15 protein-coding genes are annotated in these 13925 nt (G+C 74.8%); 12 read left to right on the forward strand and 3 right to left on the reverse strand.

Going from position 1 to position 13925, the window contains the following annotated elements; all coding sequences use genetic code 11:
* Nucleotides 1-70: 70 nt before the first annotated feature.
* From AC5K6T_RS01070 to AC5K6T_RS01080, 3 genes are all read left to right on the forward strand, one after another.
* Nucleotides 71-1303, forward strand: a complete 1233-nt coding sequence (locus tag AC5K6T_RS01070) for an alpha/beta fold hydrolase (RefSeq protein ID WP_493204833.1) — start codon at nucleotides 71-73, stop codon at nucleotides 1301-1303.
* Entirely contained in the window at nucleotides 1272-1781 is a 510-nt protein-coding gene (gene tsaE / locus AC5K6T_RS01075) for a tRNA (adenosine(37)-N6)-threonylcarbamoyltransferase complex ATPase subunit type 1 TsaE (protein ID WP_493204834.1), read from the forward strand. The genes AC5K6T_RS01070 and tsaE overlap by 32 nt, the downstream gene beginning before the upstream one ends.
* 453 nt (nucleotides 1782-2234) lie before the next feature.
* On the forward strand, nucleotides 2235-2399 hold the full coding sequence (locus AC5K6T_RS01080) for a hypothetical protein (protein WP_493204835.1): 165 nt from the start codon (nucleotides 2235-2237) through the stop codon (nucleotides 2397-2399).
* A gap of 31 nt (nucleotides 2400-2430) precedes the next feature.
* On the opposite strand, the gene AC5K6T_RS01085 is transcribed toward AC5K6T_RS01080, so the two are convergent.
* Entirely contained in the window at nucleotides 2431-2985 is a 555-nt protein-coding gene (locus AC5K6T_RS01085; protein WP_493204836.1) for a hypothetical protein, read from the reverse strand.
* A 108-nt stretch (nucleotides 2986-3093) separates the two neighbouring features.
* On the opposite strand from AC5K6T_RS01085, the gene tsaB reads away from it, so the two are divergent.
* From tsaB to AC5K6T_RS01110, 5 genes are all read left to right on the forward strand, one after another.
* Complete coding sequence (tsaB, locus tag AC5K6T_RS01090; RefSeq protein WP_493204837.1) at nucleotides 3094-3747, forward strand: tRNA (adenosine(37)-N6)-threonylcarbamoyltransferase complex dimerization subunit type 1 TsaB; 654 nt, start codon at nucleotides 3094-3096, stop codon at nucleotides 3745-3747.
* Nucleotides 3744-4265, forward strand: coding sequence for a ribosomal protein S18-alanine N-acetyltransferase (gene rimI / locus AC5K6T_RS01095; RefSeq protein ID WP_493204838.1), 522 nt, complete (start codon nucleotides 3744-3746; stop codon nucleotides 4263-4265). The genes tsaB and rimI overlap by 4 nt, the downstream gene beginning before the upstream one ends.
* On the forward strand, nucleotides 4258-5373 hold the full coding sequence (tsaD, locus tag AC5K6T_RS01100) for a tRNA (adenosine(37)-N6)-threonylcarbamoyltransferase complex transferase subunit TsaD (protein WP_493204839.1): 1116 nt from the start codon (nucleotides 4258-4260) through the stop codon (nucleotides 5371-5373). The genes rimI and tsaD overlap by 8 nt, the downstream gene beginning before the upstream one ends.
* Nucleotides 5370-5627, forward strand: a complete 258-nt coding sequence (locus AC5K6T_RS01105) for a hypothetical protein (RefSeq protein ID WP_493204840.1) — start codon at nucleotides 5370-5372, stop codon at nucleotides 5625-5627. The genes tsaD and AC5K6T_RS01105 overlap by 4 nt, the downstream gene beginning before the upstream one ends.
* A gap of 101 nt (nucleotides 5628-5728) precedes the next feature.
* Nucleotides 5729-6970, forward strand: coding sequence for an LCP family protein (locus tag AC5K6T_RS01110; RefSeq protein ID WP_493204841.1), 1242 nt, complete (start codon nucleotides 5729-5731; stop codon nucleotides 6968-6970).
* Between the two features lie 157 nt (nucleotides 6971-7127).
* Here the strand turns inward: AC5K6T_RS01110 and AC5K6T_RS01115 are convergent, their stop codons facing one another.
* Nucleotides 7128-8300, reverse strand: a complete 1173-nt coding sequence (locus tag AC5K6T_RS01115) for a class I SAM-dependent methyltransferase (RefSeq protein WP_493204842.1) — start codon at nucleotides 8298-8300, stop codon at nucleotides 7128-7130.
* 354 nt (nucleotides 8301-8654) lie between these two features.
* Between AC5K6T_RS01115 and AC5K6T_RS01120 the strand changes: the two genes are divergently transcribed.
* The 4 genes from AC5K6T_RS01120 (at nucleotide 8655) to groL (ending at nucleotide 12762) form a co-directional block, all read left to right on the forward strand.
* Nucleotides 8655-9527 (forward strand): polysaccharide deacetylase family protein, encoded by an 873-nt coding sequence (locus AC5K6T_RS01120; protein ID WP_493204843.1) that lies wholly within the window; start codon nucleotides 8655-8657, stop codon nucleotides 9525-9527.
* Nucleotides 9524-10429 carry a polysaccharide deacetylase family protein gene (locus AC5K6T_RS01125; protein ID WP_493204844.1) on the forward strand — a complete coding sequence of 302 codons (906 nt, stop codon included), beginning with the start codon at nucleotides 9524-9526 and terminating at the stop codon, nucleotides 10427-10429. The genes AC5K6T_RS01120 and AC5K6T_RS01125 overlap by 4 nt, the downstream gene beginning before the upstream one ends.
* Nucleotides 10430-10699: 270 nt before the next feature.
* Nucleotides 10700-11008: a co-chaperone GroES gene (groES, locus tag AC5K6T_RS01130; protein WP_493207270.1), complete on the forward strand. Its 309-nt coding sequence runs from the start codon at nucleotides 10700-10702 to the stop codon at nucleotides 11006-11008.
* 125 nt (nucleotides 11009-11133) lie between these two features.
* Nucleotides 11134-12762, forward strand: a complete 1629-nt coding sequence (groL, locus tag AC5K6T_RS01135; protein WP_493204845.1) for a chaperonin GroEL — start codon at nucleotides 11134-11136, stop codon at nucleotides 12760-12762.
* Nucleotides 12763-13093: 331 nt separating this feature from the next.
* On the opposite strand, the gene AC5K6T_RS01140 is transcribed toward groL, so the two are convergent.
* Nucleotides 13094-13801, reverse strand: a complete 708-nt coding sequence (locus tag AC5K6T_RS01140) for an ester cyclase (protein WP_493204846.1) — start codon at nucleotides 13799-13801, stop codon at nucleotides 13094-13096.
* Nucleotides 13802-13925: the final 124 nt, after the last annotated feature.

Consider the following 13925-nt stretch of genomic DNA (forward strand, 5'->3'; position numbering starts at 1 on the left):
GGCAACGGCAGCAGCACCCCGGCACACACACCACACACCACACAGCGGCACACCGAGTGAGGAGCGGTACGTGAGCGAGAGCAGCGCGGAGGCCGTCGCGGCCGTCGCCTCCGCCACCGGGGCGGCCGGGAGCTGGCGCCGGGCCACCGGGATCGCGGGCATGGCGGTGGGCGTCGTCGCGGCGGGCGCGGCGGCCGGCGTCGCCCTGGAGCGGATGACCGTGGGACGCGGCATGCGCCGCAAGGCGCGGCTGGCCCTGGACTCGGCCGGGCCGTACGGGGCGCTGCGCGGCACGCCCGGCAAGGCGTACGCCGACGACGGCACCGAGCTGTACTACGAGGTCGACGAGGTGGACCCGGAGGGCGGCGGCACGCCCCGCCGGCGCAGGCTGTTCGGCCGCAAGGCGCCCGCCCCCGTCACGGTGGTCTTCAGCCACGGCTACTGCCTCAGCCAGGACTCCTGGCACTTCCAGCGGGCGGCGCTGCGCGGTGTCGTGCGGACCGTGCACTGGGACCAGCGCAGCCACGGCCGGTCCGGGCGCGGCCACGCCCAGATCGAGCGCGACGAGCCGGTGACGATCGACCGGCTCGGGCAGGACCTGAAGGCCGTGCTCGACGCCGCCGCGCCGGAGGGGCCCATCGTGCTGGTCGGGCACTCCATGGGCGGCATGACGGTGATGGCACTGGCCGCCCAGTACCCGGAGCTGGTGCGGGACCGGGTGGTTGCCGTCGCCCTGGTCGGCACCTCCTCGGGCGGGCTCGCCCGGGTCGACTTCGGGCTGCCGGTGGCCGGGGTGAACGCGGTGCGGCGGGTGCTGCCGGGTGTGCTGCGGGCGCTGGGGCAGCAGGCCGAGCTGGTCGAACGGGGCCGGCGGGCGACGGCCGACCTGTTCGCGGGGGTCGTCAAGCGGTACTCGTTCGCCTCGCGGGACGTCGACCCGGCCGTCGCGCGGTTCGCCGAGCGGATGATCGAGGGCACGCCCATCGACGTCGTCGCGGAGTTCTACCCCGCCTTCACCGAGCACGACAAGGCCGAGGCGCTCACCCACTTCCGCGAGCTGCCGGTGCTGGTGCTGGCCGGGGTGCGCGACCTCGTCACACCGAGCGAGCACAGCGAGGCCATCGCCGACCTGCTGCCGGACGCGGAGCTGGTGCTCGTCCCGGACGCCGGGCACCTGGTGATGCTGGAGCACCCGGAAGTGGTCACCGACCGGCTCGCCGACCTTCTCACCCGTGCGGGGGCCGTCCCCGCAGGGGCTACCGTGGGTGGCTATGGAAGCAGCAGCACCGCACAGCCCGGCTGAGGCCCGGCTGACCGTCACCTCCCCCGAACAGATGCGTGAGCTCGGGCGGCGCCTGGCCAAGGTGCTGCGCTCGGGGGACCTGGTGATGCTCAGCGGGGAGCTGGGCGCGGGCAAGACGACCCTGACCCGGGGCCTCGGCGAGGGGCTGGGGGTCCGGGGTGCCGTCACCTCGCCCACCTTCGTCATCGCCCGGGTGCATCCCCCGCTCGGGGACGGCCCGCCGCTCGTGCACGTCGACGCCTACCGCCTCGGCGGCGGGCTCGACGAGATGGAGGACCTCGACCTCGACGTCTCGCTGCCGGAGTCGGTGGTGGTCGTGGAGTGGGGCGAGGGGAAGGTCGAGGGGCTCACCGACGACCGGCTCCACGTCGCCATCCACCGGGCGGTCGGCGACACCGACGACGAGGTGCGCCAGGTGACGCTGACCGGGCTCGGCGACCGCTGGTCCACGGTGGACCTCACCGTCCTGGCCGCCTGAGTCCCCCGGCGTCCCCCGGCGTCCTGCCCGCCGTCTCACGCGTCAGGTCCTGCCTCGGCGTCTCACTCGTCCGGGTCCGCCCCGCCCGCCCGGTCCGCCTTGTCACCGGTCTCGGCGTCTCGCGCGTCAGGTCCTGCCTCGGCGTCTCACTCGTCCGGGTCCGCCCCGCCCCGCCCGGTCCGTCGCGTCACCCGCCCGGCCGTCTCAGCCGCCCGGGGCTCTGCGCCCGGGTGCGCGGACGGGGTGCCGGACCGGCACCGGGGCGGGGCTCCGGGAGCGGGTACGCCGGGCGGGACGAGGGACGGCGTCCGTACGCCCTTCGGGGGCATCAGTTCGTGCAGTGTTTCCGACATCGTGTCGGGACGCTGTTGCGTCCGGGCTCCCGGGCGTGGTCACATGGTCGTACCCCTTGGTTAGGTTCACCTAACCTCGCCCCCAGCCCAGGAGGCGTCCGTGCAGCCCGCAGAGCATCACGAGAGCCCGCCCCGCCCGCTGTCCGTGCCCGCGGTGTCGGTGCGTGACCTGCTGGCGGCCTGCGCCGCCGCGGAAGCGGTGTCCACGCCGCCGCGCGAGCCCACCCCGGCGGGGGCGGCCGGAGCGCACCCCGAGGCGGCCTGAGCGCGGGGCCGCCCGGCGGACCGGGCCGGGCCTACCGGATGACGACGACCTTCTGACCGATCACCGCGAACGACCACAGCGCGTCGCCGTCCGCCCGCGCCCCCCGGATGCCGCCGGTCCTCAGCCGCGGGTCCGGCGGGGGAGCGGGGCCGTCCACGGCCGTGCTGAAGCCGACGGTCACACCGTCCACGCTCGCGAACCGTACGACGTGCTCGACCGGGACGCCGTCGGTGCCGGTGACCCGGTTGGAGCGGGAGGTCACGGAGTAGACGCCGGGTGCGGGGTCCACGCTGCCGGGCGTGACCCGGAACGTGCGGCGGACCGTGCCGCCGGTGCCGACCAGCCAGACCCGGTCGTCGTCCAGCGAGTACACCACCCGCTCACCCGAGCCGGACCGGGCCGGCAGGGCGGTGGGACGGGCGCTGTCGCGCGGCATCTTCGTGGTGGAGACGTCCTTCGGCGCGGCCGCGCGGCCCCGGGCCAGCTCCGGGGGCACGTCCGCGGAGGCCTGGTAGGCGAGGAAGCCCACCGCCGCGAAGGCCGCCGCGGTGAGGCCGAGGACGAACCCCGCGCTCCTGCTTGTCACCGTCGTCCACCTCTGTCTCGTACGTCCGGATTCGTGGTGACGTTAGCAGCCGCCGTCCGGGCGGCCGGGACGGCCGTGCGCACAGCGCGGTGGCCGTAGGCTGTTCGCGTGCTCTTGCTCGCTCTCGATACCGCCACCCCCGCCGTGACCGTCGCGCTGCACGACGGCACGGACGTCATCGCCTCGTCGAGCCAGGTCGACGCGCGCCGCCACGGCGAGCTGCTGCTGCCCGCGGTGGACCGTGTGCTGGCCGACGCCGGGCTGCGGCTCGACGCCGTGACCGGCGTCGTCGTCGGGATCGGCCCCGGCCCGTACACGGGCCTGCGCGTCGGGCTGATGACCGCCGACACCTTCGGGCTCGCGCTCGGCGTGCCCGTGCACGGCGTGTGCACGCTCGACGGCCTCGCCTACGCCTGCGACCTGGAGCGCCCCTTCGTCGTGGCGACCGACGCCCGGCGCAAGGAGGTCTACTGGGCCCGCTACGCCGACTCCCGGACCCGGCTCACCGAGCCGGCCGTCGACCGGCCCGCCGACATCGCCGACCGGGTGGCCGGCCTGCCCGCGGTCGGGGCGGGCGCGCTGCTCTACCCGGACACCTTCCCCAGCGCCCACGAGCCGGAGCACGTGTCCGCGGCGGCCCTCGCGAGCCTGGCCGCGGAGCGCCTGGCGGCCGGGGCGGAACTGCCCGCGCCGCGCCCGCTGTACCTGCGCCGGCCGGACGCCCAGGTACCCAAGAACTACAAGGTGGTCACCCCGAAGTGACGCTCCCCGTGACGACCGTGCGTGAGATGCGCTGGTGGGACATCGATCCCGTGCTGGAGCTGGAGAAGGCGCTCTTCCCGGAGGACGCCTGGTCACGGGGCATGTTCTGGTCCGAGCTGGCGCACGCCCGCGGGCCCGGCGCGACCCGGCGCTACGTCGTCGCCGAGGACGGTGTCCGGCTCGTCGGCTACGCGGGCCTGGCCGCCTCCGGAGGAGTCGGGGACGTGCAGACCATCGCCGTCGCCCGCGACCACTGGAGCACCGGCCTCGGCGCCCGGCTGCTGACCGAACTGCTGCGGGCGGCGACCGACTTCGAATGCGCCGAGGTCATGCTGGAGTGCCGGGTGGACAACGTGCGCGCGCAGCGGCTCTACGAGCGGTTCGGCTTCGAACCCGTCGGCTTCCGGCGCGGCTACTACCAGCCGGGGAACGTGGACGCGCTGGTGATGCGCCTGACCACCGCGGCCGGCACCGCGGCGGGCGCACCCTCCGGACAAGGAACCGAGAACGATGACTGACGAACCCCTGGTCCTGGGGATCGAGACCTCCTGCGACGAGACCGGTGTCGGTGTCGTGCGCGGCACCACCCTGCTGGCCGACGCGATCGCCTCCAGCGTCGACGAGCACGCCCGGTTCGGCGGCGTCGTCCCCGAGGTGGCCTCCCGGGCCCACCTGGAGGCGATGATCCCGACCATCGACCGCGCCCTGAAGGACGCCGGCGTCGCCGCCCGCGACCTCGACGGCATCGCGGTCACCGCGGGCCCCGGCCTCGCGGGCGCCCTGCTGGTCGGCGTGTCCGCGGCCAAGGCGTACGCCTACGCCCTCGGCAAGCCGCTCTACGGCGTCAACCACCTCGCCTCGCACATCTGCGTGGACCAGCTGGAGCACGGCCCGCTGCCGGAGCCGACCATGGCCCTGCTGGTCAGCGGCGGCCACTCCTCGCTGCTGCTCTCCTCCGACATCACCTCCGACGTCCGCCCGATGGGGGCCACCATCGACGACGCGGCCGGCGAGGCCTTCGACAAGATCGCCCGCGTGCTGGACCTGGGCTTCCCTGGCGGCCCGGTCATCGACCGCTACGCCCGTGAGGGCGACCCGCGGGCCATCGCCTTCCCGCGGGGCCTGACCGGCCCCCGGGACCCGGCCTACGACTTCTCCTTCTCCGGCCTGAAGACCTCGGTGGCCCGCTGGATCGAGGCCCGCCGGGCGGCCGGCGAGGACGTTCCGGTGCGGGACGTCGCCGCCTCCTTCCAGGAGGCCGTCGTGGACGTGCTGACCCGCAAGGCGGTGCGCGCCTGCAAGGACGAGGGCGTCGACCACCTCATGATCGGCGGCGGTGTGGCCGCCAACTCCCGGCTGCGCGCCCTCGCGCAGGAGCGCTGCGAGCGGGCCGGCATCCGGCTGCGGGTGCCGCGGCCCAAGCTGTGCACCGACAACGGCGCGATGGTGGCCGCCCTCGGCGCGGAGATGGTCGCCCGCGGCCGGCCCGCCTCCGCCTGGGACCTGTCGGCGGACTCGTCGCTGCCGGTGACGGACCCGCACGTCCCGGGGCCCGGACAGGTCCGCCACGAGCGGGCCCGCCACGACCATGTGCACCGGGCCGGCGAGGAGAACCTCCACCCGTGACGGTCGCGCTGATGTGGGAGGCGCGGGCCGTGCCCGGCCGGGGTGCCGAGCTGCTGGCCTGGGCGCGGGCGCAGCGGCTGGCGCGCCCGCCGCTGCGCCGGGAGACGCTCACCGCGCCGCAGGACCGGGTTCTGGTCATCACCTGGTGGGACGCCCCGTACGACGCGGAGCTGCCGGAGCTGGCGGAGCCGGACGGCACGCTGGTGACCCGGGCCGTGCACCGCTGGCGCTTCGAGTCGGCCGACGAGGGCTGACGTGCCGTCACGGGCCAGGTGACCCGCGGAACATGAGATTCTCCCGAGAAAACGCCTGGTGACGTTCCCGCCCGTCACTTTTCGGACGTATGTTCCTGTCCGTGGCGCGCTACGGGGAGAACGGAACCACCGGGAACGAGACCCGGACCGAGGCCGTGCCCGCGGTCGAGAGCACGGCTGCGGGCACGGCTGCGGGCACGGCGGTGGAGTCGGCCGAGGGCGAGGCCGAGGCCCCGACCGGGACCGGGACCGGGACCGCGGCCTGCACCGATGCCGATGCCGATGCCGAGGCCGAGGCGGATGCGGATGCGGACGGTGCGGGGCGGCCGGGCCGGCGGCCCGCCGTGCTGCGCGTGGCCGGTTTCGGGCTGGCCGCCGCCCTGGTGCTGGTGGGTGCCACGGCGGCCTGGGCGTACTGGCGGCTGGACGGCAACATCACCGGCGTCGACATCGACCGGGCGCTCGGCGACGACCGCCCGCAGCAACCCCTGACGACCCCGTCCGCGTCGCCCGCCGGCCCGCCGGTGCCCAGCGGGGCGCTGAACATCCTCGTCCTCGGCTCGGACACGCGCAGCGGAGCGGAGAACCGGCGGCTGGGCGGTGGTGACGGCGACGGCGACGGAGGCCGCTCCGACACCGCGATGATCGTCCATCTGGACCCCGGCCGGACCTCCGCCACCGTGGTCAGCATCCCGCGCGACACCCTCGTCAGCCGTCCCTCCTGCCCGCTGCCGTCCGGCGGCGAGACCGCGCCCCGGGACGCCGTGATGTTCAACTCCGCCTACGCGGTGGGCGGTCCGGTGTGCGCGGTGAAGACCGTGGAGCGGCTCACCGGCGTCCGCATGGACCACTACGCCGAGCTCGACTTCGCCGGCTTCGCGCGGCTCGTGGACGCCGTCGGCGGGGTCGTCGTCACCACCGACGAGGACATCGACGACGAGGACAGCCACCTCAGCCTGGAGTCCGGCACCCATCTGCTCGACGGGGAGCAGGCCCTCGCCCTGGCCCGCACCCGGCACGGCATCGGCGACGGCAGCGACCTGGGGCGGATAGGCCTCCAGCAGCGCCTGGTCACCGCCCTGCTGGAGCGGATCTCCGGCCGTGGCCTGTTCACCGACCCGGCCCGCCTGTACCGGGTCGCCGACGCGGTGACCGGCGGCCTGACCACCGACACCGGCCTCGACTCGCTCACCGAACTCGTCGGGCTCGGACGCAGCCTCTCGGGGCTGTCCGCGGACCGGGTGCGGACCGTCATGATGCCGGTCGTCCCGGCGCTCTCGGACCCCAACCGGGTGGTGGCGGACGAGGAGGCGGCGGCCGGGCTGTGGGAGTCGCTGCGCTGACCCCGGGCCTCGGGCCCCGGGCCCCGGGGAGAAGCTCCGTGCGGCGTCCGCCCGGGCGGACGCCGCCGCGCCGGTCCCGCCGGCCCTGCCGCGACCGGAGGGGTCCGCCGCGAGCCGGTGAACCCTGCGGCCGCGGCGCCGGCCGGCGTGGGGCGGGTCAGCGGCCGGCCGCCGCCGGGTGGCCGACCAGCATGGTGGGGGCGCCCGCGACCCGGGTGAGGAACACCGTCGCCGCGTTCGGCCCCTGCGGCTTGACCTTCCGGCGCAGTTCCTCCGGCTCCACGGCCGAGCCCCGCTTCTTCACCGTCAGGATGCCGACCTCCCGCTCCCTCAGCAGGGCCCTGAGCTTCTTCACGTTGAAGGGGAGCCGGTCGGTGATCTCGTAGGCGGTGGCGAACGGGGTGGGGCGCAGTTCGTCGGCGGTGACGTAGGCGATGGTCTCGTCGATCAGGCCGGCGTCCAGGGCGGCGGCCGCCTCCGCGACCAGGTGGGACCGGACGACGGCCCCGTCGGGCTCGTACAGGAAGCGGCCCGGGGCGCGGACCGGGGGATCGGGCAGGCCGGTGCCGCGCAGGGTGTGCGGGCCCGGCAGCAGGGTCGCGCGCACCGCGCCCGGGTCGGTGCCGAACCACAGCACGGCCTCCTTCACGTCCCCGCCGTCCGAGACCCACTCGGCCTCCGCCCCGGCCGGGATCGCCTCGTGCGGCACCCCGGGGGCGATCTTCAGCGCCGCGTGCCGGGCTTTCGCCGCCGCGCCCACCGCCCAGGACAGCGGCGGCGAGTAGGCCTCCGGGTCGAAGATCCGGCCGCGCCCGCCGCGCCGGGCCGGGTCGACGAACACGGCGTCGTACGGCGAGGTGTCGACGTCCGTGACGTCCGCCTCGCGCACCTCGATCAGGTCGGCCAGCCCGAGCGCCTCGGCGTTGGCGCGCGCCACCCGCGCGGTGAGCGGGTCCCGGTCGACGGCGAGGACGCGGACGCCCGCGCGGGCGAGCGCGACGGCGTCCCCGCCGACGCCGCAGCACAGGTCGGCGACCGAGGTGACACCGAGGTCCCGCATCCGGCGGGCGCGGTACGCCGCCACGCTCGCCCGGGTCGACTGCTCGACCCCGTGCGGGGTGAAGAACATCCGCGCGGCGTCCCCGGGCGCGAACTTCGCCGCCGCCCGCTGCCGCAGCCGGGCCTGGCCGAGGGCGGCCGAGACCAGCCCGGCCGGGTGGGTGCGGCGCAGCCGGGTGGCCACGGCCAGCTCCTGCGCGGGATCGGTGTCGCGGACCTCGTCGAGGAGGGCGCGGCCTTCGGGGGTCAGCAGGGCGTCGAGCTCGTTCACCGGCTCATTGTGGGCCAGTCGGTGGACCGTCCGCCCGCGGTGGCGGTGTCGGCCGGGGTTCGGGGCGGGCGGCTGCGAGGATCCGGCACCATGCGAGCAGTAGGACAAAATGACAATAACGGGCCTCGGGGGGCCGGGGCCGGGCCCGCGGAGGGCGGGGCGGTGCCCTCGGACGCCGGGGCCGGGGCACGGAGGGGCGCGCGTGGTCCCCGGCAGGACGGGGCGGCGTCCGGGGGCGCGGAGGGCGGGGCCGGGACGCGCCTCGCAGGCCCGGCCGTACGGCCTTCCGGGAGCCGGGCCCCACGTCTGCGCGGGGTCCGGGCCGGACGCCTGCGCGCGGGGGCCGCGCTCGCCGTGCTCGCCGCCGCCGCGGTCGCCTCCGGCTGCGCCCAGGGCGCCCGCCCCGAGGCCGCGGAGGGCAACCCCGCCCCCGGCCGGCAGCCGCCGCTCCAGGCACCCCCGGCGCGCGCCCTGGACGCCTATGCCGGGCGGCTGCGGGCCGACCTCACCGCCCGCACCGCGGCCGCCGAACGCTGGGGCCTGGCGAAGGTCCCGCTGCGGGCCCCGGCCCCGCCCGCGAAGAAGCCCCGGATCGCCACCCGCGAGGGCTTCGAGGTCGACGAGCACGAGGAGCTGGGCCTGCCGCCGGTCTTCACCACCGTGCCCACCGAGCAGAAGGTCGTCTTCCTCACCATCGACGACGGAGCCGAGAAGGACCCGGCGTTCCTGCGGATGACGAGCGACCTCAGGATCCCCTACACCGCCTTCCTCAGCGACTACCTCGTCAAGGAGGACTACGCCTACTTCGGGCGCATGCGGGACCGCGGCGTGGGCCTCAACAACCACACCCTGCACCACCCCTACCTGCCCGCCCTGTCCTACGCCCGCCAGAAGCAGGAGATCTGCGGCATGCAGGACGTCATCGAGAAGCGCTACGGCAAGCGCCCCGTCCTGTTCCGCCCGCCGTTCGGCAACTACAACCAGGACACCCTGCGTGCCGCGAAGTCCTGCGGTGTGAAGTACGCCCCGCTCTGGAGCGAGGAGGTGTTCACCGACCGCTGGGAGTACCGCGAGTGGGACCGCAGCCTCCACCCGGGCGACATCGTCCTCAGCCACTTCCGCGGGCCCGGCGAGTGGAAGGGCACCATGACCGACATGGTCCGCCGGTTCCTGCGCAAGGTGACCGACGAGGGCTACGCGGTGGCCCGGCTGGAGGACTACCTGTGAGGGCGGGGCGGCCGCTCGCGGGCGGGCTCGCCCTCGCCGCGCTGGCCGCCCTGGCCGTGCTGCCCACCGGTTGCGCCCGGCCCGCCGGCCCGCCCGAACAGCCGGACCGGTCCGGCACCGAGCGGGTCCGCGCGCCCAGGACGTCACCGTCCTCCGCGTCCTCCGCGTCCTCCGCGTCCTCCGGGCCCGCCGCGCTCTCCGCGCCCTCCGCCGCGCCGCCCGGTCCGGCCGCCGACCCCCGGGCGCCGCAGCCGGCCTGGCGGCGGTGGGGGCTGGCCGGGCCGCACGCCGCCGCGCCGGAGCGCGCCGACCGGCCGCCGGCTGCCCGCGGGCCGCTGCCGCCCGTCGTCGACCGGGTCCGCACCCGCGACCGCGTGGTCTTCCTCACCTACGACGACGGCGCCGAGCGCGACCCCCGGCTCACCGACCTGATCCGCGAACTGCGCCTGCCCGTCACCCTGTTCCTCACCGGCACCGTCGCCGGCCCCGGCTACGCCCGGCTCGCCGGACTGCGCGCGGTCGGGGCGGGGCTGCAGAACCGCACGCTCGGCGGCACGCACCTCGGCGGGCTGCCGTACGCGGGACAGCGCGCGGCGATCTGCGGCCAGCGGGACAGGCTGCACGCCCGCTTCGGCCTGCGGCCCCGCCTGCTGCGGCCGCCGCACGGCGCGCTGGACGCCACCACCCTGCGGGCCGCGGCCGACTGCGGGGTCACGGCCGTCGTCCGCTGGAGCGCGGAACTCACCGGTGCGCGCCCGCCCGTCCGCCCGGAGCCCGGGGCGATCCTCTCGCTGCCCTCCGGCGACCCCGCCGCCCCCTCCCTGCTGGAGCGCACGCTCGCCGTGCTGCGCGAGATCCGGCGCCGGGGGTTCGCGGTGGGCGGCCTGGAGAACTACCTCTAGCGCTGCGACCGGAACGGTTCACCGGCGAGCGCGGGCGGCTCCGGCCGCAGCCCCGGCGGGGCCTGCCGACGCCCGGTCCGCACGCCGCGCCGGGCGGCAATTGGCACTCCGCTTGACCGAGTGCTAATCCCGGTCATAGTCTCGGCTCTGGCACTCCCCACTGGAGAGTGCCAAACACGCGACGGGCAGGTCCGGCACCCGCGACGACGGATCGACCTGGTCGCCACCTCAGACAGTTAACCCCGTGAGATCTCCGAAGGGGGAGGTCGGATCGTGACGACCGCCAGCAAGGTTGCCATCAAGCCGCTCGAGGACCGCATCGTGGTCCAGCCGCTCGACGCCGAGCAGACCACGGCCTCGGGCCTGGTCATCCCGGACACCGCGAAGGAGAAGCCCCAGGAGGGCGTCGTCCTGGCCGTGGGCCCGGGCCGCTTCGAGGACGGCAACCGCCTGCCGCTCGACGTCAGCGTCGGCGACATCGTCCTCTACAGCAAGTACGGCGGCACCGAGGTGAAGTACAACAACGAGGAGTACCTCGTCCTCTCGGCTCGCGACGTCCTCGCGATCATCGAGAAGTAAGCACCTCGCTTCCGCCGAAGCACTCTGCTCGATCCGCGCCCCTGGCCCCCGCTACCGAACAAGAAGCCGGGCGCTGGGGGCGCGGCTTTTTCACCCCAGATTTTTCCGAGAGGGCTACCGCTGCCATGGCGAAGATCCTGAAGTTCGACGAGGACGCCCGTCGCGCCCTTGAGCGCGGCGTCAACAAGCTTGCGGACACGGTCAAGGTGACGATCGGCCCCAAGGGCCGCAACGTCGTGATCGACAAGAAGTTCGGCGCCCCCACCATCACCAACGACGGTGTGACCATCGCCCGTGAGGTCGAGGTCGAGGACCCGTACGAGAACCTCGGCGCGCAGCTGGTGAAGGAGGTGGCGACCAAGACCAACGACATCGCGGGTGACGGCACCACCACCGCCACCGTGCTGGCCCAGGCGCTGGTCCGCGAGGGCCTGCGCAACGTCGCCGCCGGCGCCTCCCCGGCCGCCCTGAAGAAGGGCATCGACGCGGCCGTCGCCGCCGTCTCCGAGGACCTTCTCGCCACCGCCCGGCCGATCGACGAGAAGTCCGACATCGCCGCCGTGGCCGCGCTGTCCGCCCAGGACCAGCAGGTCGGCGAGCTCATCGCCGAGGCGATGGACAAGGTCGGCAAGGACGGTGTCATCACCGTCGAGGAGTCCAACACCTTCGGTCTGGAGCTGGACTTCACCGAGGGCATGGCCTTCGACAAGGGCTACCTGTCGCCGTACTTCGTGACGGACCAGGAGCGCATGGAGGCCGTCCTGGAGGACCCCTACATCCTCATCAACCAGGGCAAGATCTCCTCCATCCAGGACCTGCTGCCGCTGCTGGAGAAGGTCATCCAGGCCGGTGGCTCCAAGCCGCTGCTGATCATCGCCGAGGACGTCGAGGGCGAGGCCCTCTCCACGCTCGTGGTGAACAAGATCCGCGGCACGTTCAACGCCGTCGCCGTCAAGGCGCCCGGTTTCGGTGACCGCCGCAAGGCCATGCTCCAGGACATGGCGGTCCTCACCGGCGCCACGGTCATCTCCGAGGAGGTCGGCCTCAAGCTCGACCAGGCCGGTCTGGACGTGCTGGGCTCCGCCCGCCGGGTGACCGTCACCAAGGACGACACCACCCTCGTCGACGGTGCCGGCAACTCCGAGGACGTCACCGGCCGCGTCGCCCAGATCAAGGCCGAGATCGAGAACACCGACTCCGACTGGGACCGCGAGAAGCTCCAGGAGCGCCTCGCGAAGCTGGCCGGCGGCGTGTGCGTGATCAAGGTCGGCGCCGCCACCGAGGTGGAGCTGAAGGAGAAGAAGCACCGTCTGGAGGACGCCATCTCCGCGACCCGCGCCGCGGTCGAGGAGGGCATCGTCTCCGGTGGCGGTTCCGCCCTCGTCCACGCCGTCAAGGTGCTGGAGGGCAACCTCGGCAAGGAGGGCGACGAGGCCACCGGTGTCGCCGTCGTCCGCCGCGCCGCCGTCGAGCCGCTGCGCTGGATCGCCGAGAACGCCGGCCTGGAGGGCTACGTCATCGTCTCCAAGGTCGCCGAGCTGGAGAAGGGCAGCGGCTACAACGCCGCCACCGGCGAGTACGGCGACCTGGTCAAGCAGGGCGTCATCGACCCGGTGAAGGTCACCCGCTCCGCCCTGGAGAACGCCGCCTCCATCGCCTCCCTGCTGCTCACGACCGAGACCCTGGTCGTCGAGAAGAAGGAAGAGGAGCCGGCCGAGGCGGGCAACGGCCACGGTCACGGCCACGCCCACTGACGCACCCCGCACGACCGGAAGGCCCGGCACCCCGTCACGGGGTGCCGGGCCTTCCGGCTGCGCCCGCGGCACGCGGACCGCGGCCGGGAGTCCGCGGCCGGGAGTCCGCGGCCGGGAGTCCGCGGCCGGGAGTCCGCGGCCGGGAGTCCGCGGCCGGGAGCCCGCGGCCCGGAGTCCTCGGCCCGGAGTCCGCGGCCCGCAGTCCGCGGCGCGGGCCTGCGCACACTGCCGCTCCGGCGGGCCCGCGCCGCGCGCACCGCTCCGGGGCAGCCGGCGCGGGTCCGCTCCACGGGCCGTCCCGCGCCCCAGCCCCGGGCGAGTCGGGCGCGCCCTACCGCTCCAGCGCGTCCAGCGCGCCCAGCTGGGCCATCAGCCCCAGCCGGTCGTACTCCCACCAGCCCTCGGCGATCTTCCCGTCGCCGCCGCAGCGGAAGACCGTCGTACCGGTCATGGTGACCTCCCTGCCGGTGGCCGCGAGCCCCAGGAAGTCGTCCTTGTGGACGCCCTTCCAGAACCACCGCACGCACACCCGGTCGCCCTCCGCGACCAGGTCCTCCACGGTGAACGTGAAGTCGAACGCCGCGCGCCACATCTCCATCTCGCGCCGGATGCCCTCCAGCCCGAGGGTGTCCTGCTCGTTGGCCGGGTCGTGGTCGTGGTAGTGCTCGGAGATCAGCCCGTTGAGCGGCGGGAGCTCGCCCGGCGTGCTCACGGCCTCCAGCAGCCGCCGCACGGTCGTCGTGTACAGCTGCTCGTCCCGTACGACGTCCAGGTCCGTGAACGTCGGGATCTCGTCGCAGAGCGCGACCATGTCCTGGAACACCCTGTCGGTCTCGGGCAGGTTCGAGTTCCGCATCGCCTCCTCGTAGGAGGGGAACTCCACGATCTCGATGTAGTGCGACGCGTCGGACCGGTCCTTGCCGATCACGTTGTGCGTCGCCGTCCGCTTGCCTTTGGTCTGTTCGACCCACGTGTCCATCAGCCGGTTCATCTCGTCGAACCTGCTGGTCTTGCAGTCGATGATCTGTACGAACGTCATGGCGCCGCCTCCGGTCCCCCGTGGGGTCCGTCCGGACGGTTCCATTCTTCCACCGCCCCGCGGCGGCGTCCCCCGCCCGCCGCCGCCCGCCCTGCCGGCCCGGTCCGCCGGGCCGTTCCGCCGC

Source organism: Streptomyces sp. B8-7 (assembly GCF_058833805.1).

Coding starts and splice junctions, on each gene's coding strand:
- tsaE (WP_493204834.1), top strand. CDS start 1,272: ATGGAAGCAGCAGCACCGCACAGCCCGGCTGAGGCCCGGCTGACCGTC.
- tsaD (WP_493204839.1), top strand. CDS start 4,258: ATGACTGACGAACCCCTGGTCCTGGGGATCGAGACCTCCTGCGACGAG.
- groL (WP_493204845.1), top strand. CDS start 11,134: ATGGCGAAGATCCTGAAGTTCGACGAGGACGCCCGTCGCGCCCTTGAG.
- AC5K6T_RS01140 (WP_493204846.1), bottom strand. CDS start 13,801: ATGACGTTCGTACAGATCATCGACTGCAAGACCAGCAGGTTCGACGAG.